Here is an 18,808-nt window from a genome sequence, read left to right as displayed (position 1 = left end):
TAACTCAATATATAACATAAAACAAATCTAAAATGAGCAGAATAGAAACAACATTATTATCCAGCAATTTTGAGGTTGAAAATCATAAAGTTGCAATCAGTAAAAGCCTAATAAATATCTAAATACTAATTATTATTCAGTTATATGAAAAACAATTTATCACATCCATGCATGTGGCAGCAAGGTCACACACGATACTATCGTCTGGCCCAATCAGTAGTTCTGACTGCTTTGTTGGGCATTGGCACAGTACAAGCTGGTCAGCCCTTTATTACGACATCCCTTTCAACGCAGATTCATAGTGTTGCTATGGAACAACAAACGGGCAATATATCAATAAAAGGGCATGTAGTAGATAACAAGGGAGAAATCCTTATTGGCGTTACTGTCATGGTAAAAGGTACCAATAACGGTGTCATCACAGATATGAATGGTAACTTTACCATTACCGCAAAAAACGGCCAAACACTGGTTCTTTCTTATATCGGATACAAAGATGTGGAAGTCAAAGTGCAGCAAAGCAATCTGAACATTACAATGCAGGAAGACGCTCAAGCACTTGACGAAGTTGTAGTTATCGGATATGGTACAGCTAAAAAGAAGGATTTAACTGGTGCTATTTCAAACATTCGTCCGACCGACTTAAAAGCAGAAATGCCCCGTAATATGCACGACTTATTGCGTGCTAATGCTGCCGGTCTGAACATCTCAGTCAACAACGAAGCAAAAGGTGGCGGCGACTTCCTTATACGTGGTAAAGGTACTTTAAAAGCCGGTTCACAACCGTTACTTGTTGTAGACGGAGTTATTTATAATGGCGAACTTAGCGAATTGAACCCCAACGACATCATTTCAATCGACGTACTGAAAGATGCCAGTTCTGCTGCTGTATATGGTGCAAAAGCAGCAAACGGAGTCATTGCTATCACTACACAGAAAGGTATAGCAGGCAGCAAGCCAGTGATTAACGTCAATACAAGTTGGGGATTAGTCACTCCTATTAAGAGCCGCAAACTCAGAAACGCCGAGCAATTTCTTGATTTCCGTCAAGCATACGAAATCGGTAGGCAAACGGATGAATACCTTGAACAATATCCGGGAATATATACCGATCCAAGGAAGCTTAATGGAATAGATAAAGTAGACTGGTACAATTATGACCAGAAGGATAAAGTTACGTCTGTATCAGAAGAAGAACTAATAACGAAATGGTTGTCACGTCTGGACCTATCTACCCCTGAAATCAATAATTATTTCAATGGTAAACTAACCAATTGGCAAGATTTGATGTTAAACAATGCAGTACAACAAAACTACAACGTCAGCATTAGCAAAAAAGGTGAAGATTACCAATACTATTGGTCCATTGGCTATATGGACAATGAAGGTATCAAAGATGGTGATGCGTTTAGCCGTTTCACTACCCGCCTGAATCTGGAATCCAATGTCAGCAAGTATATCACAGTGGGATTGAATATGAACTTCTCCAGCCGTGACGAAAGTGCCATTGCTGTCGATACTAAAGCTTTGACATGGTTTTCTCCGTATTGTAGTAATGATGTTAACAATCCAGAAAGTGCTAACCAGCACTATCCTAATGGTTCAAACACCATCGCCAACCCATTCTATGACCGTAAATATACAGATAAGAAACAGGTATACATGAATCTGGACGGAACTATCTACGGACGCCTGAATTTACCATTCGGTTTCTCTTACCAGATGAACTTTACTCCGCGCTTGGCCTGGAACGAAAGTTTTGAGCACAAATCAGCCAAGAATGATGCTTGGGCAGGAGAAGGTGGTTCCTCCTTCCGCCAGCATAATAAAGCCTTCAACTGGCAGGTAGACAATGTCTTCAACTGGAAATATGAGTTCTTCGATAAACATAAAGTAGAAGCTACTTTCCTAGTCAACGCCGAAAAATCACAAAGTTGGATGACTAAGAGTACTAACAAAGGATACAATCCGAGTGACGCATTAGGCTATCATGGTATCCACTTGGGCAACAATCCTACTGCATTGAGTACTGACCAATACACTACTGGTGATGCTTTGATGGGACGTCTATTCTACTCCTTTAGCAATAAATATATGTTGACTGCTTCTGTTCGTCGTGACGGTTACTCAGCTTTCGGTATGATGAACCCACGTGCTACATTCCCTGCCGTTGCTTTGGCATGGGTATTCACAGAAGAAAAATTCATGAAGAAAACCTCCTCATGGCTAAGTTATGGTAAATTACGCTTCTCTTGGGGTGAAAATGGAAATAGAGACATTGGTATCTATGCCGCCCTTGCGGAACTGACCTCCAACCCGACTTGTTGGATCGATGGAAGTGGTAAGTTTTATACCACAACTTATACATTGAACCAAAAAATGCCAAATAGCAAGTTAAAATGGGAACGTGCTAAATCATATAATATAGGTTTGGACTTCGGACTCTTCGGAGATATTTTAAGTGGTTCTATCGAAGTATACAAGAAAATGACCAATGACTTGCTCATGGACCGTGCAATCCCACCCATCACCGGCTTCAGCAAAGTATTGAGTAATATGGGACAACTCCAGAATACAGGTTTTGAATTGACATTGAATGCCAACATCATGAGACGCAAAAACTTTGAATGGAGTGCTACAGGTAACTTCTCACTCAACCGTCGTAAGATTAAGCACTTGTACGGTAACATGAAGAATATTCTTGATGCTGACGGTAATATCATCGGTCAGGTGGAAGACGATGATATCACTAACAAATGGTTTATTGGTGAGGACCCAGACCGCATTTGGGATTATGTAGGAGATGGTGTATGGCAACAAGATGAAGCTGAAGAAGCTGCAAAATATGGTTGTCAGCCGGGTGACTTTAAATATCTGGATCTCAATGAAAATGGGAAATTGGATCAGGATGACAAGAGACATCAGAAATATACGACTCCCCGCTTCCGCTGGACATTACGTAACAATTTCCAATTGTTCAACGATTTGGATGTTTCATTCATGTTGTACTCTTTATGGGGACACCATGGTTCATATGCTGATGCCGCCAACAATAACTTCGATGCTTCTATCAGTTGCGGTTACGATCAGCCTTACTGGACACCGGAAAATCCGATTAATGACTATGCACGTATCGGTTCAAAGAATTTAGGAACACATTATGTAAACAAGTCATTTATCCGTTTGGACAATATCACAGTTTCATATCGCCTGCCACAAAAATGGACAAAAGTTGTGGGTATCCAAGATTTACGCTTCAACGCATCCATTCATAATGTAGCAGTCTTTGCTCCTCATTACGACGGCTGGGATCCTGAATCAAACAGCCCAATGGGAAGAACATTCAATTTCGGTATTAACTTTACACTCTAATTTGAAAGAACAATGAAAAAGAACAGAATATTCAAAACTATCAGTGGTGCCGCTTTATGTACGGCACTACTAACCGGATGTAGCGAAAGCTGGTTGGAACCTAAACCCCTCTCTTTCCTCACTCCTGAAAATGCATACATTGATGCTGACGGTCTGCTCACTTCTCTGGCAGCAGCCGAGCGTTCCATGCGTCATGAATACTTTGGAAACGGAAGTGGATATACTTGTGAACTGATCTTCTCCGACCTCTGCATCAGCGGAACGACTGATAAAGCAGGACCCTTGCAGGATATGGATCGCCAATTAATGCCGGATGCGAACTTTAATAATGCAGAAAACTCCTATTTGACATCACATAATTGGGATGAGAACTGGAATCAAATAAAATATACGAATGTAGTACTTTCACGTATGAAAGATACAAAATTCGTGAATGAAGCTGAAAAGAACAAAGTATTAGGTACAGGTTACTTCCAACGTTGTTACAGATACTGGCGACTAATCAACCAGTTCGGGGATGTCCCCTTCATTGATGTCGAAGTCACATACCCACGGTATGATTTTAATACATGTGACCGTTGGAGCATCTTGCGTCGTATGAAAAAAGAACTGGAATTTGCATACCAATGGGTACCCGAACAAGTAGACCGTGGACACACCACAAAATCGGCCTGTGGCGTACTGTTGATGAAAGTCTATATGTCATTGGGAGAATTCGACAATGCTATCAAAGTTGGAAATGAAATCGTAGCTAAACACCCACTGATGGTCAACCGTTTTACTTCCACTAAAAACAATCATCCCAACCTGATGTTTGATCTGCATAGCGTAGAAGCCAAAAGTGATCCGGCCAACACAGAAGGTATATTATATGGTGTATCCGAACCGAATAATGCCAGTGGCACAGGTTCTGCAAAAACAGAAATCATGGCTAACTGTGTTCCTATGTGGAATAATAACGTAGTAAAAACTCCGAGTGGTAAAACTGGTTTCGCCGTCACTCCCGACAGCAAAGACGTTACAGCCGGCATTGTGGAAGATGTGAACAAAACATATGGACGAGGCATTGCCCGTGTACGCCCCACCAACTACTTCCAATATACCATCTGGACAGAGAAAGAGAAAAATGACTTACGTGGCCGCTACAACCACGATAGCTGGAGACGTATGGAAGACCTAATTTATAATGACCCGGCCCTGAAGAAAGCTAATGATCCCTGGTATGGAAAGAAGGCAGTAAAACCAGTGAATATGTCTTGCGGTGATTCAATCCGCTGCTGGTTTTCATGGCCGCACTACAAAGTTTATATTCCGGATCCGACAGCAGGTAGCGGTCAATGGAAAGGTGGTTCAAGCCCTATTTACCTGATGCGTAGTGCCGAAGTTTACCTGATGCTTGCCGAATGCTATTATTGGAAAGATAATCTGAGTGAAGCAGCCAATATGCTGAATGTAGTCCGTAACCGTGCAGGCGCCGATCCGCTGACTGCTCAAAACATCAATATCGGTGAAATTCTGAACGAACGTGCACGTGAACTTTATTACGAAGAACATCGTCACATTACATTGGTTCGTATCGCTTATACATACGCACTGACAGGTAAACCTTGTGAAATATTCAACGGACGTACCTACAAAATGGAAAACTTATGTGGTCCAAAGGGAGCCAGCAACTTGAAAGATGCCGGATACAATTTCTGGTTCGACTGGATCAGTCAACATAACAATTTCTATAACAAAGGTGTAAAGAACAGATTTGCAGAATACACCATGAGTGTTCATCACATGTTATGGCCTATTCCTAACAAAGATATCAGAGCCAACACCAATGGACACATTAATCAAAATAACGGTTATTTAGGTTGTGAAAATAATGTAACTCCCTTGCAGGTACCCGAAGAAGGCCAGTTCATGAAAGATTAATCGTGGATATCCACTTTTATGAAAAATTGCCCCTGCCACATAATATTTGTAGCAGGGGTAAATTTTATAATTTACAAAAAATAAAGATATGTATAAGCTTTTATATAACATTTCATTTGCCGAATTGAAAAGAGAATGGTTACTATTGTTAATAATCAATTTCTGTATAGCACCCATAGAAATGCTGGCAAACTATAAGATTGAATCTTCCAATTATATTTTAAGAATAGCATCCAAAGATAAAGGAAGGTTGCTGTTGCAAAACAAACAATCGGAGACATTAGTACAACTTGGCGAGCTGAAACTTGGCCAGTGGCCTCAACTGGAACTCGAAAACAATTGTAAATATGAAATAACTGAGGTGAATGGGGCAAGTGCCATTCGTATTCATTATTTTTTTCCTCCATCAGTACCGACTTCGATGAAACTTATAGGTACATTCATAGTGCATCAAGACCGGGTGGACGTACAGTATTTGCTTTCAGGAGTTCCCGAAAAGTATAAGGCTGACTGGAAAGGATGTCAGTTCCGTTTCTGCCTGCCCGAAAACGCCGGTACTCAAAAACTTCCGGAAGCTAAATTGGGGATATGGCAGCGAGATGCTAAAGGAGGACTTCCGTTAGAAATAGCCGATGCCAAAATATTCCCGTTTTTGATAAAAAACCGCTTGCTTTGCCTTACTTATGGAGCCGATAACAAAGTCGACTCAAATTGGAAAGGAAAAGACTACAAACATACGATTCTATCCCGTCAGGAAGACGGCAACTATTTCACTCAGTTCTCAATCCTATTTCCTCCTTATGGATGGCCTTACGAAGCTATCAGTGCAAAATGGCAGAAACGTCCATTTGCCTTAACACTCACCACAGAGAAAGTCTATAACTGGTGGGAGGACGCAACTGCTCCAATCGGCGTACAAGCTAAAATCATCAATACGTCACCAGTTCCACAAAAATGCATACTTAAGTATTGGATTCGTGACTATGACGGAAATTACATAGTGAATGACTCAAAAAAATACTTCTTAGAAACAGGAGAAGTACAAGTTCACCCCATTGAATTTACAGCAGACACAAAACGGGAAATTTATTTTGTAGAAGTCTCCGTTGAAGATGAAAACGGAAAAGAACAGATTTTCTCGAGGACAAGTCTGGCTATATTGCCTCCTCATGAGTTTAAAGCCACACCCGATGAAAACATTATGGGGCTTTCAGCCTATTGGGCCATTCCCGATTCCATGAATCTAAAACGTTTATTAAACCGGATGGGAGTCCGATGGGTACGTAACGGAATCACCAGCAGTTTCAAAAACATAGAAGCCACATTTCACAATAACATAGACTGGAAGAAGAAATGGAAAGATACAGAGCGGGAAGAATTGATACGTTCCTTTTTCCGAAAGATTGTGAAGAATGGGAACAAAATATGGGAATTTGGCAATGAACTGAACATGAGTTCACCGGACATTGCCGGTGCCGGTGAAGGCATTGGTAAGGCTAGTTTGGCCGAAGCATATATAGAGTGGTTGAAAGCCATACGCAAAGTTCAAAAAGAAAAAACTGAATGGCAGAACATTCAGATTATCTCATTCGGAATAGCAGGTGCAGATGAGGTCTTCCTGGAAAAGATTGTAGAATTAGGAGGATGGGACTTACTGGACGGAATCGCATTGCATCCGGGCAGAGGTAATTTTACACCTGATTTTCCGGTAATCGCTCCTTGGGAAGATTTCAAGAAGCCCGCTTTCGGATATCAATACTGGAATTATTACGGTTCTATCCGAGTAGTCAAGAACTTCATACAAAAGCATGGAGGCGACAAAGATTTGTACCTCACCGAAATATATGCGCTTGATTATCCCAATCATTCATGGAATGACACCCCTCGCGAGGCGGCGGAGAATTTATTATTATCATATGCGCTTGCAGCGGCAGAGGGAGTAAAGAATGCACTTTACTATCAGCTATTTAACTCCGTATGGTTCGACCATTTAGGAGTAAATGCCACTAACCGGGAGTATTTCTTTGGGATGATCAACCGAGATTTAAGCTTCAAGCCTTCTTTGATGGCCTTTTGCAACACGGCTGAAGTATTGGATAAAGCCACATTCAAAGGCTGGATACGGATGGACGAAAAGCATCCGTTCAGCAGAGGAATTTTATTTGATACTCCTCGGGGAAGCATGGCTGTACTTTGGGACAGGACAGAAGGAAATATCCTGACTCATCCCAACGGAGATATTTTTCCGGAACCTTGGGTAAGCTCATGGAAAACAAAAAAGAGACTGACATTGCCAAGCAATGTTCCAGAGGTCACCTTACTGAATGCCATCGGACAAAAACAGATAGTGCCTACTACCAATAATCAGGTAACTATAGAATTGACTGGTGCTCCTTGCGTAATATACGGAATAGATGCATCACGAATTCAGCTTTATCATTAATCAAGGATACCATAAAGTTTAAAAGATTAAGAATAATATAAACTATTTACTATGAATACTCAAAAAAAGATTACAGGAATATTGTGCTTCTTACAGTGTTTTGTACTTACGGTGTTGGCTGAAAGTCTTCCTAAAGACACTATCTTCAGATATCTTGCTTCTAAAGCAAATTATGAAGAAGAAAACATTCCGAATTACGACCTACCTAATCCATTGATAATGAAAAACGGAAGCACTATAAATACCCTGAAACAATGGAACCAAAAACGCAGGCCGGAACTACTCCGGCTCTTCGAAACGGAAATGTTCGGCAAAGCACCTAAACATCCGAAAGATATGCACTTCAAAATTCTGACAGAAGACAAAAATGCGTTAGGCGGTATAGCTACACGTAAGGAAGTTTCGGTTTACCTGACAAAAAGTGACAAACACTACTTTACAGTCCTCATATATATTCCAAACAAGCGTTCAGGAGCAGTTCCTCTATTCTTCGGATTAAACTTCAAAGGTAACCATACCATCAGCCTAGATCCCGGTATATCCTATCCAACTCCCGAAAAACAAAAAGAATTTTTATGGAAGAGACTGCCTCCCCGAGGCATTGCAGCTGCCCGATGGCCCATTGAGATGCTAATGGAAAACGGATACGCCCTTGCCACAATCTATCGCGGAGACATTGACCCCGATTTTGATGATGCATTTAAAAATGGAGTTCACCCTCTATTCTACAAAAAAGGACAACATCATCCGGCTAACGACGAATGGGGAACCATAGCCGCGTGGGCATGGGCCATGAGCTGTGCGATGAACTATTTCGAAACAGACAAAGATATCAACACATCCCAAGTAGCCGTGTTCGGACATTCACGGCATGGTAAAGCCGCCTTATGGGCAGGAGCCACAGACCAACGTTTTGCTATGATTATCTCCAATTGCTCCGGTTGCGGAGGGGCCGCCCTTTCCCGACGTGCAATCGGAGAAACCATTCAAGCCATCAACCAACAGTTTCCACATTGGTTTTGTCGCAACTTCCGGAAATACAACAGCAAAGAGAACACGCTTCCTTTTGACCAGCATGAGTTGATAGCTCTTTTAGCCCCACGTCCAGTTTATATTGCCAGCGCCACCGAAGACCAATGGGCCGACCCTAAAGGAGAATTCCTATCCGGAGTACATGCTACTCCGGTATATGAGTTTATATTCGGAGCAAAGGGGCTAGATGCCAAAGAGATGCCTCCAAGCGATACTCCTCTACAAGACGGTAGTATCGCCTACCACATTCGTTCTGGCAGGCACGACATCACTCAATATGACTGGAAACAGTATGTGAAGTTTGCAGATAAATGGTTCAGAAAGTGACCTAACACCGAGGCATATGAGGCATGACCCACAAGATAGATAGAAGTGTTAGCCAAGCAAAAAGATTGCTTTGTGTAACACTTCTATCTTAAGGATAATATAAACTGTTCTATTGCTTGATAACCTTCTTGGTTATGCGTTCGACACCATTTATGTCGAAGACTGCGTAATAGATTCCTGCATTGATTCCGGTCACGTTTATGCTGTATTCCAAGGTATTACCTGATACAGGAATTGATTGACTTACAATCTGCTGCCCGATTACATTATATATATAGAGATGCATTTGCTTGATGTCCGACTGAAAATTAGCTTTGATGAACAATCGATCCTTTACTGGATTGGGACTTATTCGTATATCTTTCCCGTTGACATAAAGGTTCTCTATGCTGGTCGGGGCATCTCCGTGAAGCTGCATCTGAGAGGCATCCATGCCGTAAATAATAACAGGAGCTCCAGTTAGAGTTATTGTAGCTTTATGGTCTTTCACCGGGATTGATTCTTTTTGTCCGATGGCATTCAATACCGTAATGCTTTCTTCTTTGCAGGGCAAAGTCAGTTCCGTTTGTATATTCCATGAACTGATCCAAGGTTCCGGAGAACTGTTCCCATTGGGACGTGGAAGTATATCGCCTTCTATTCTATCCCAAATAATACTCATAGGACCTTTAGGCGTATCGAACATGATTCCTTTGCTGAAAGGATTATTTTCACTAAACTTGATCCATCCTTTGAAACGAGCCCCATCCAACGCTTCGGATATATTGCAGTAGGCCATGAGGGAAGGCTTGAAACTTAGATCGCGGTTGATTAGACCAAAGAAATATTCACGGTTGTCTTCTCTCACGCCTAATTGATTGTTCCATACTGAATTGAATAGCTGGTAATAGAGTGCATTCTTTACTCCTTCAGCAGCGGCAAGTGCAAATGAGAGGACCACGTTCTCGGCTGATTCGCGGGGAGTGTCATTCCATGAATGGTTCGGAAAGTCAAGTGCGTAGACTTCCGTCAGGTATAAATCTTTATCATTTCCATGTGCTTTGATGAAGTTTTTGAGAATACGGATGGAACCATAGTAATTCCAGTATTGATATCCTGAAGAAGGTTTCTCAAATTCATTCCATGGAACTGTTACAGGATAATCGGGAGTAAAGTTACCTCTTCCTGGATGAAGTGCTATTCCATCCAGCAATTCCCAACCTCCTAGTGTGACGAGTTTTTCCAGGAATACTTCGTCAGTACCGGCAAAACCGAAAGATATAATTTTGATTTTTTGCCATTCCGTTTTTTCCGACTGTATCTTGCGGATAGCTTTTAACCATTTCACATAAGACTCTGCCAATAGTGCTTTTCCGATACCTTCACCAGCTCCACCTATATCAGGAGAACTCATATTCAGTTCATTGCCAAACTCCCAAATTTTGTTTCCGCTCTTCACTATTTCTTGGAAGCAGGTTCGGATTTGTTTATCTCGTTCTGTATCACTCCACTTTTTTGTCCAGTCGATATTGTTATGATACATTGCTTCGATATTCTTGAAACTGCTGTTAATTCCGTTTCTTACCCATCTGACCCCCATTCTGTTGAGTAACCGTTTCAATTCTGTTGAGTCGGGGATAGCCCAGTAAGCGGAAAGTCCCATGATGTTTTCATCAGAAGTAGATGTGAATTCGTGTGGGGGGAGGAGCCCTATATTCGTTCTGTGAAATACTTGCTCCTTGCCAGTTTCATCCTCGATGGAAGCCTCTATAAAGTAGATTTCTCTTTCGCTTTCGGGGGTGAACTCAATGGGATAGACCTGTAGCTGACCGGCTTCTAAAGTAAGTGAACGGCTTTCATTGACAACATAATTTCCGGCATAGTCTCTGATCCAATATTTGAGTGTACAATTTTTCTTCTCTTGGGAAGTGTTGGCCAGATTTACTTTTACGCTTAATGTTCCGGATGCATTTTCCCACCAATTGTAAGGTTTATCGGTGCTGAGAGTTAATGCAAAGGGACGTCCTTTCCATTGGGCACAGATGGCTTCGTACGGCCAGTCCGAAGAAGCCACCAGTACGGAGAACTTCGTGGAATAGGAACCGTCTTTATTATCAATTAAGACGGTATGCCTGTACCAGTCGTCCTTCCAACTGGAATTAGCCTTATTCTCAGGACCATAGGCCAGACATATTATTTTATCTTTTATGAGGAATGGGAAGAAATTGGAATCTGCGGCTTCAATGGGCAATCCTCCTTGTGCATCCCGTTGCCATAAGCCGAGTTTGGCCTCTGGCAATATTTGGGTATTTGCCTTGTTGGAGAGTATGAAGCGAAATTGTGAGCCTCCCCAGTTGGTGACATATCCGGTAGGAACACCGGAAACCCAATATTGGACGTCTACCCGGTCGGGACGTGCAATGAAGGTTCCGGTCAGTGTAATGGAAGAAGGTACAGATGAAGGAAAAGTGTAGGTGGCGCGGATGGCCTGATATCCGTTTACTTCAATGATTTCATAACTGCATGTATTTTCCATTGTGATGGCAGGTGTCCACCCGAACTTTAGTTTTCCGAGTTGAATCAGGTTTTCAGATTCCTTGTTTTTGATGTACAAAGTCTCTGTGTTTGTGCCTGATGCTTGCAGGATGTAATTGGGCATCTCAATTTTGTATAAAGTTTGCGCATTTAATGGTGCAATGCACAGACTTATCAAACATAATATCCAAATTCGTTTTAATTTGTGAACTGATTGAGGGAGTAGTGTCTTTTTCTGCATAAATTTTAGTAATTTAGTGATTATACAATTACAGCCGGAAACTGGCTGGCAAGACAAAACTAAGGATTTGAAACAGGTTGTTCAAAGAAACAGGGATAAATCATCGGAAACGATTTCATGAGAAAATGTAAGGATAAAAAAAAGAGGATGCATTTCTGTCTGCGCGTTTTCAACTAGGCAATGCTATATTTTTTTCATAAGTATTATGTATGAATTCAACAACATTGCAAATACCGAATCTTTACCAAACCCAATAATTTACAACTAAATCATCGGGAGCGTTTTCTGAAATACAGATTTGCAAAATATATCAAAAAGAAAGCAATTCAATAAACAATGCAATCTTCTTTTATGTACTTTTGTATGTACTACTGCCACATAGAAGCAGACATTACAAACTTGAACATTCCATAAGTATGAAAAAAATAATTCTAACCAGCATCTTACTTTTGTTGTATGGAACACTTCTTCCGGCACAAGACATCGAACAAAATGTAGAAGAACGGCTACAAGCTTTCTTTAAAGAATATACCACCAATACGATAAATATAGGTACTTGCAAGTTGGACAGTTTCCGTATCGACTTCCGAAAAAAGAGGTTGCTCATCTATACAAACGAACGCTTTGCCTACCAGCCCTTACGACCAGTAACAGTAGATGCCATTTATCGGCATTTGGGACAAATCTTGCCAGGACCGGTAAGTTATTTCAAAATAACCCTTTTTGCAAACGGACGAAGCATTGAAGACCTCATTCCAAATCTTTACCGGAAAGGGAAGGAAGACAAAACACGTCTATTTAATAAGCTGGAATACAAAAGCAATCCGTGGGTAACCCGCATCTCACGTCCATACGAAATTACCCGTGGATTGGAAAGAAGACATATCGCCCTTTGGCAAAGTCATGGAAAATATTATATCAACGACAAAAATACATGGGGATGGCAACGTCCACGCCTGTTTTGTACAACAGAAGACCAGTTCACACAATCATTCATTTTACCCTACCTCATACCCATGCTGGAAAATGCCGGAGCCAATGTATTCACCCCCCGTGAACGGGATACACAAAAACAGGAAGTCATCGTCGACAATGACGGAAGCCTGAATGGATATGGCGGACAAGGCTCCCTCTATTTAGAAGTCAAAAGCCGGAAAGCACGTTGGCAACAGACAAACCAACCAGGATTTGCCCAACAGAAAAGAGTATATCAAGATAACGAAAATCCTTTCATTACCGGGACAGCCCGCTATGCCCAAACCGAAAAGAAAAAGGACAAGGCTTTTGTCGAATGGGTGCCTGACATTCCTGAAACGGGGGAATATGCCGTATATGTGTCTTATCAAACTCTGCCAAACAGTGTAAGCGATGCCAAATATCTCGTATTTCACAACGGAGGTGTCACTGAATTCAAAGTGAACCAACAAATCGGAGGAGGCACCTGGGTATATCTTGGAACATTTGCTTTTGATAAAGGCAAAAACGATTACGGCATGGTAGTACTAAGTAATGAAAGCAAAGAAAAAGGCGTTGTCTGTGCCGATGCCGTACGTTTTGGTGGAGGAATGGGAAATATCGCACGTGGCGGGGAAACCAGCGGATTGCCCCGGTATCTGGAAGGTTCGCGTTACTATGCACAATGGGCCGGTATGCCCTACCCTGTTTATGGCGGACGCGAAGGAAAAGACGATATGTCTGATGACATAAATTCCCGTTCAAGAATGATCAACTATCTGTCCGGCGGCTCCATCTTCAACCCCAAAGAGCAAGGGTTGGGGGTACCTTTCGAAATGGCGATGGCATTGCACAGTGATGCAGGCGCCAGTAAAGAAGACAAGATTATCGGTACGCTCGGCATCTATACCACCAATTTCAACGAGGGATTACTTGCCAGCGGCACTGACCGATACACTTCACGTGACCTTTCCGATATCTTGCTCACGCAGCTTCAGCGCGATATCCGTTCCAATTATGCCATAGACTGGACACGCCGCAGCCTATGGGACCGTAATTACAGCGAAACCCGCCTTCCGGCAGTTCCGTCCACCATTGTGGAATTGCTATCACACCAAAACTTTGCCGATATGCGTCTCGGCCATGATCCCAACTTCAAGTTTACCGTGGGGCGTTCCATCTATAAAGCGATCCTCCAATATCTTTGCAACCAGCATGGCAAGGACTATGTGGTGCAACCTCTTCCGGTAAGTAACTTCGCCATCCGTTTCGGCAATAAGAAGAATACACTGGAACTTTCATGGAAAGGTGAGGAAGACATAGTAGAACCTACAGCCAAACCGCGCGAATACATCGTTTATACCCGTATCGGACGCGGTGGTTTTGACAACGGAGTACGTGTAAGTAGTCCTTCCTACACCGCAAAGATAGAACCGGGCATAGTCTATTCTTTTAAAGTCACCGCGGCCAACCGTGGCGGAGAAAGCTTCCCGTCCGAAATACTCGCGGCTTATAAAGCGAAAAAGGAAAAGGGACGTGTATTGATTGTCAACGGATTCGACCGTATCAGCGGCCCCGCAGTTGTCGATACTCCCATCGCAGCCGGATTCGATCTGGCAAAAGACCCGGGGGTACCTTATTTATATGACATTTCACTTTGCGGCGCCCAAACCGAATTTTCACGCAAGCAGACGGGAAAAGAATTGGGACGCAGCGGGGATGAGTGGGAAGGAATCAGAATTGCCGGAAATTCCTTCGACTATCCGTTCGTGCATGGGAAAGCGATACAAGCGGCAGGTGACTATAGCTTCGTTTCGTGCAGCGACGAATCCGTAGAGAACGGAAGTGTACCGCTGGAAGTTTACGATGTCGTAGACTACATCCTCGGACTTGAAAAGGAAGACCGGCAAAGCAATCCCGCCGGTAATGTGTATTACAAGACTTTCTCCTCACCCATGCAACGCGCATTGACCGCATATTGTCAATCCGGCGGCAACCTTCTTGTGAGCGGCTCTTACATCGGCAGTGACATGAACCGCTCACAAGGTGACCGGGAGTTTACGCAGAATATCCTGAAATACGCTTACGGCCAATCCCTGAATGATAACCGGTCCGGAAACATCAACGGACTGGAACGTACATTCACCATTCCCCGCCTGCCCAATGAGCAAGCCTATGCCGTGACCGCACCGGAATGCATCCTGCCGACAGGCACAGCTTTCCCCGTGCTTACTTATGCTCCCGACAACCAAAGCGCAGCCATTGCCTACCAAGGCAATTACCGCACCTTCGTTATGGGTTTCCCACTGGAAAGCATCGAACAGGAATCGGACCGCAATGCCGTCATGGCCTCCATCCTGCAATTCTTTCAAGCAAAAAAGTAGAAAACAATACGTCTAATTAAAAATAACGCTTATCTTTGCTCTCAGAGTATAAACCTTTAAAAACATAACAGACTATGTACACTATACAAGCTAATCCCAGCGGTACCCGCAGTTTGGATATCTCCGAAGAGAATCTGGCAACCATCGAGAAATACGGACTTTTCCGCCACCTCATTGACAGTAATGGTATTGTAGATGAATCTGTATTGGAGAAACTGAGGCTGAACATCCGCTCCCTCATCGCATCACAAGAGGAGGACAGCAAAGACTTGCTCGACCTCTGCATCGACGTGATATACCACAACAACATGAAAGCTTTCGGACTGCAGCAACTCATCAAGCTCTATCTGGAATGGCTTTCAAAGCAGGAACCCATAGAAGAAGAATAAATGAAAACAATCGACACATGTGGTCAGAAACATTACAGCCCACTCATCCCGGCCATGAAAGCCATGTGCGCAGCCTCACCGGGTGAGAAACTGGAAATAATCATGGACGATGCCGCTGCTTTCAATGATTTGAAAGAGTATCTGGCCGAGCAACAAGTTGGTTTCCGCGAAATTTATGACGGCGAACAGATGACGTTGCAATTTACAAGGCAGTCCGAAAAATGAGCACATCCCTACGTTGGGAGGTCGTAATTAATAGAGAAACAAATCCCGTTGCAGTCTTTTAAGATTTGCAACGGGATTTGTTTATGGACAATATTGGTATCACAAATGTATAAGAATCAAAGTAACCTCAAAATCCTCATTCATATCCTAAAGGAATCAGCCTTGCTAATAGATTCTCTTAGTTCATTGATTTTCAACAGATAGCATTTACATTCCATTTACCAAACAATGTAAAAGCATTTACCGCTGGATGTAACGACCTTTACCCCCTATTGTAACGCTCTTTACCTCGGTATGTAACGACTTTTACCTCGGCGTGTAACGAACGTTACCCTGTGGGGTGACGGAAGTCATGTCGTAAGATAACGGATAATACGACTTAAGGGGGGAAATGATAAATACCAAAAAGACTTCCCCAGACAGGCATTGTTTATCCCTCTTCGCTTTACCATCTAATCATTTTATGCGTATCTTTGCGGCATGAAAGAATATCGACTAACTGATTGGTTGCCCACAACCAAAAAAGAAGTGGAATTACGCGGATGGGACGAACTGGATGTTATCCTGTTCAGTGGCGATGCCTATGTAGACCATCCCTCCTTCGGGGCTGCCGTTATCGGACGTATCCTCGAAGCAGAAGGTCTGCGCGTGGCGATTATTCCCCAACCCAATTGGCGGGACGACTTGCGTGACTTCAAGAAGTTGGGACGTCCACGCCTGTTCTTCGGTATCAGTCCCGGATGCATGGATTCAATGGTGAATAAATATACGGCAAACAAGCGGCTGCGCAGTGACGATGCCTACACACCGGATGCACGTCCGGATATGCGCCCGGAATATCCTTCAATTGTATATACCCGCATTCTGAAAAAAATATATCCGGATGTTCCCGTTGTATTGGGAGGTATCGAGGCAAGTATGCGCCGGGTGACACATTATGACTACTGGCAAGACAAATTGATGAAAAGTGTTCTTGTAGAAAGCGGAGCGGATTTGCTGATTTACGGAATGGGAGAAAAGCCGGTAGTGGAGTTGGTGAAGAGAATGCAGAAAATCTGTGATATCCAGACGAATAATGATTCGTCCCTACGAGAAGACAGTGCAGCCCTTGCCGACATCCCGCAAATTGCGTACTCATGCAAAACGGCGGATTTCATTGCCGAAGAAGGAGATATCTGCCTTTTCTCTCATGCCGAATGTCTGAAAGACAAGAAGAAACAAGCTGCCAACTTCCGCCATATCGAGGAAGAAAGTAATAAATATACAGCCTCACGCATTACACAGGAAGTGGATAACATGACGGTAGTCGTCAACCCGCCTTATCCTCCTTTGACAGAAGAAGAACTGGATCGCTCTTTCGACCTTCCCTATACCCGGCTGCCTCATCCAAAATACAAAGGCAAGCGCATTCCGGCATACGATATGATTAAGTTTTCTGTGAATATTCACCGCGGATGTTTCGGAGGTTGCGCATTCTGTACCATCTCGGCACATCAGGGAAAATTTATTGTAAGCCGTAGCAAGGAGAGTGTGCTTAAAGAAGTAAAGGAAGTCATGGAACTGCCAGACTTCAAAGGATATTTGAGCGACTTGGGAGGACCGTCCGCCAATATGTACCGGATGAAAGGACGTGATGAAACAATGTGCCGGAAATGCAAACGCCCATCCTGCATTCATCCCAAAGTATGCCCCAACCTGAATACCGATCACCGCCCGCTACTGGATATTTATCATGCAGTAGATGCCCTGCCTGGTATCAAGAAGAGTTTTATCGGAAGTGGAGTAAGATACGATTTATTATTACATCAAAGCAAAGATCCCGCCATCAATAAAAGTACGCAGGAATATACCCGCGAACTGATTGCCCGCCACGTCAGCGGTCGTCTGAAAGTTGCTCCGGAGCACACCAGTGACCGCGTACTGAGCATCATGCGTAAACCGCCCTTCAGCCAATTCCAGGAATTCAAGAAGATATTCGACCGTATCAATAAAGAAGAAGGATTACGACAACAACTCATTCCTTACTTCATTTCCAGTCATCCCGGCTGCAAAGAAGAGGATATGGCCGAACTTGCCGTCATCACCAAGCGTTTGGACTTCCATCTGGAGCAAGTGCAGGACTTCACTCCTACGCCCATGACCGTAGCTACCGAAGCATGGTACACCGGATATCATCCGTATACGCTGGAACCCGTGTTCAGTGCCAAAACCCCTCGCGAAAAGCTAGCACAGCGCCAATTCTTCTTCTGGTATAAGCCCGAGGAGCGAAAGAATATCATCAACGAGTTGCGTCGCATTGGACGGCAGGATTTGATTGACAAACTATATGTAAAACGATAAACACCCAATAAACTATGATGAAGCGACTATTATTAATAATGCTTACTGCCCTCTTGAATTATACAGGTTCATTTCTGCAAGCGCAAGACTATTTGCCGCAGACCTTTAGCATAACAGTGGGTGGCGGATTGACACTGCCACACGTAGAAGGAAACCAAAACGATTTCTTCAGCAAAAACGGTGATCGTGCGGGATACGACTTAATGCTGGAAGGACGTTATTACTTCATCCCTAACTTTGCACTTGGCATTCAGTACGATTATCTGCGAATAGCAGATTTACCTGATAAGATGCATCTTCATTATGCACGTCCCACAATCACTTTTCGCCACTTATGGAGCAACGGAAACCAAGGTGCATTCCTGTCATTCGGAATCGGCTATATGAACTATCAGGAACGAACGTATCAGCGAGGCGAACGAAATGGTCATCTTTTCCAAAGAGGATATTGCGGTCTGTCATTCGGCATGGGGTATGAGTTCCGCATTACTAAAAAAATATCAGGAGTCTTCCGGGCCGATATGCTCACGGCAGACTGGTTTGCCAATCCCGATGCCCGTTTATCAAACACTGACGGATATGACGACGGGATAGACCATAGCTGGTTTAAGAACAATATCACCTTCCTTAATATAGGATTTGCGGTTCAGTTCGGACGATAAAA

The 18,808-nt window shown here is 43.2% G+C and carries 10 protein-coding genes; 9 read left to right on the top strand and 1 reads right to left on the bottom strand.

The window, feature by feature from the left end:
* Positions 1-144 precede the first annotated feature (144 nt).
* From BUC01_RS15385 to BUC01_RS15370, 4 genes are all read left to right on the top strand, one after another.
* Entirely contained in the window at positions 145-3,372 is a 3,228-nt protein-coding gene (locus BUC01_RS15385; RefSeq protein WP_243462455.1) for a SusC/RagA family TonB-linked outer membrane protein, read from the top strand.
* Between the two features lie 12 nt (positions 3,373-3,384).
* Complete coding sequence (locus BUC01_RS15380; RefSeq protein ID WP_025831475.1) at positions 3,385-5,295, top strand: RagB/SusD family nutrient uptake outer membrane protein; 1,911 nt, start codon at positions 3,385-3,387, stop codon at positions 5,293-5,295.
* A gap of 88 nt (positions 5,296-5,383) precedes the next feature.
* A complete protein-coding gene (locus tag BUC01_RS15375) occupies positions 5,384-7,738 on the top strand; it encodes a hypothetical protein (RefSeq protein ID WP_073314166.1) in 2,355 nt (784 codons plus the stop codon).
* Positions 7,739-7,789: 51 nt separating this feature from the next.
* A complete protein-coding gene (locus tag BUC01_RS15370) occupies positions 7,790-9,097 on the top strand; it encodes a glucuronyl esterase domain-containing protein (protein WP_025831474.1) in 1,308 nt (435 codons plus the stop codon).
* 109 nt (positions 9,098-9,206) lie between these two features.
* Here BUC01_RS15370 and BUC01_RS15365 read toward each other — a convergent pair whose 3' ends face one another.
* Positions 9,207-11,852, bottom strand: coding sequence for a T9SS type A sorting domain-containing protein (locus tag BUC01_RS15365; RefSeq protein WP_073314164.1), 2,646 nt, complete (start codon positions 11,850-11,852; stop codon positions 9,207-9,209).
* Positions 11,853-12,268: 416 nt separating this feature from the next.
* Here BUC01_RS15365 and BUC01_RS15360 point away from each other — a divergent pair, with 416 nt between their 5' ends.
* From BUC01_RS15360 to BUC01_RS15340, 5 genes are all read left to right on the top strand, one after another.
* Positions 12,269-15,190, top strand: a complete 2,922-nt coding sequence (locus BUC01_RS15360; protein ID WP_073314162.1) for a golvesin C-terminal-like domain-containing protein — start codon at positions 12,269-12,271, stop codon at positions 15,188-15,190.
* Between the two features lie 74 nt (positions 15,191-15,264).
* The gene (locus BUC01_RS15355) at positions 15,265-15,579 is read left to right on the top strand and encodes a hypothetical protein (protein ID WP_025831473.1); all 315 of its coding nucleotides are present in this window, start codon (positions 15,265-15,267) and stop codon (positions 15,577-15,579) included.
* Complete coding sequence (locus tag BUC01_RS15350; RefSeq protein ID WP_025831472.1) at positions 15,580-15,804, top strand: sulfurtransferase TusA family protein; 225 nt, start codon at positions 15,580-15,582, stop codon at positions 15,802-15,804. It begins immediately after the preceding gene.
* Positions 15,805-16,284: 480 nt separating this feature from the next.
* On the top strand, positions 16,285-18,144 hold the full coding sequence (locus tag BUC01_RS15345) for a YgiQ family radical SAM protein (protein WP_073314160.1): 1,860 nt from the start codon (positions 16,285-16,287) through the stop codon (positions 18,142-18,144).
* A 17-nt stretch (positions 18,145-18,161) separates the two neighbouring features.
* Complete coding sequence (locus BUC01_RS15340) at positions 18,162-18,806, top strand: hypothetical protein (RefSeq protein WP_025831471.1); 645 nt, start codon at positions 18,162-18,164, stop codon at positions 18,804-18,806.
* The last annotated feature ends 2 nt before the right edge of the window (positions 18,807-18,808 follow it).

The sequence above is a fragment of the Bacteroides stercorirosoris genome (assembly GCF_900142015.1).
GTDB lineage: Bacteria > Bacteroidota > Bacteroidia > Bacteroidales > Bacteroidaceae > Bacteroides > Bacteroides stercorirosoris.
This window is presented reverse-complemented; position numbering and strand designations above follow the sequence as displayed.

What these genes read in the sequence shown, in the direction of transcription:
- BUC01_RS15385 (WP_243462455.1), top strand. Translation starts at nt 145, where the DNA reads ATGAAAAACAATTTATCACATCCATGCATGTGGCAGCAAGGTCACACA.
- BUC01_RS15380 (WP_025831475.1), top strand. Translation starts at nt 3,385, where the DNA reads ATGAAAAAGAACAGAATATTCAAAACTATCAGTGGTGCCGCTTTATGT.
- BUC01_RS15375 (WP_073314166.1), top strand. Translation starts at nt 5,384, where the DNA reads ATGTATAAGCTTTTATATAACATTTCATTTGCCGAATTGAAAAGAGAA.
- BUC01_RS15370 (WP_025831474.1), top strand. Translation starts at nt 7,790, where the DNA reads ATGAATACTCAAAAAAAGATTACAGGAATATTGTGCTTCTTACAGTGT.
- BUC01_RS15365 (WP_073314164.1), bottom strand. Translation starts at nt 11,852, where the DNA reads ATGCAGAAAAAGACACTACTCCCTCAATCAGTTCACAAATTAAAACGA.
- BUC01_RS15360 (WP_073314162.1), top strand. Translation starts at nt 12,269, where the DNA reads ATGAAAAAAATAATTCTAACCAGCATCTTACTTTTGTTGTATGGAACA.
- BUC01_RS15355 (WP_025831473.1), top strand. Translation starts at nt 15,265, where the DNA reads ATGTACACTATACAAGCTAATCCCAGCGGTACCCGCAGTTTGGATATC.
- BUC01_RS15350 (WP_025831472.1), top strand. Translation starts at nt 15,580, where the DNA reads ATGAAAACAATCGACACATGTGGTCAGAAACATTACAGCCCACTCATC.
- BUC01_RS15345 (WP_073314160.1), top strand. Translation starts at nt 16,285, where the DNA reads ATGAAAGAATATCGACTAACTGATTGGTTGCCCACAACCAAAAAAGAA.
- BUC01_RS15340 (WP_025831471.1), top strand. Translation starts at nt 18,162, where the DNA reads ATGAAGCGACTATTATTAATAATGCTTACTGCCCTCTTGAATTATACA.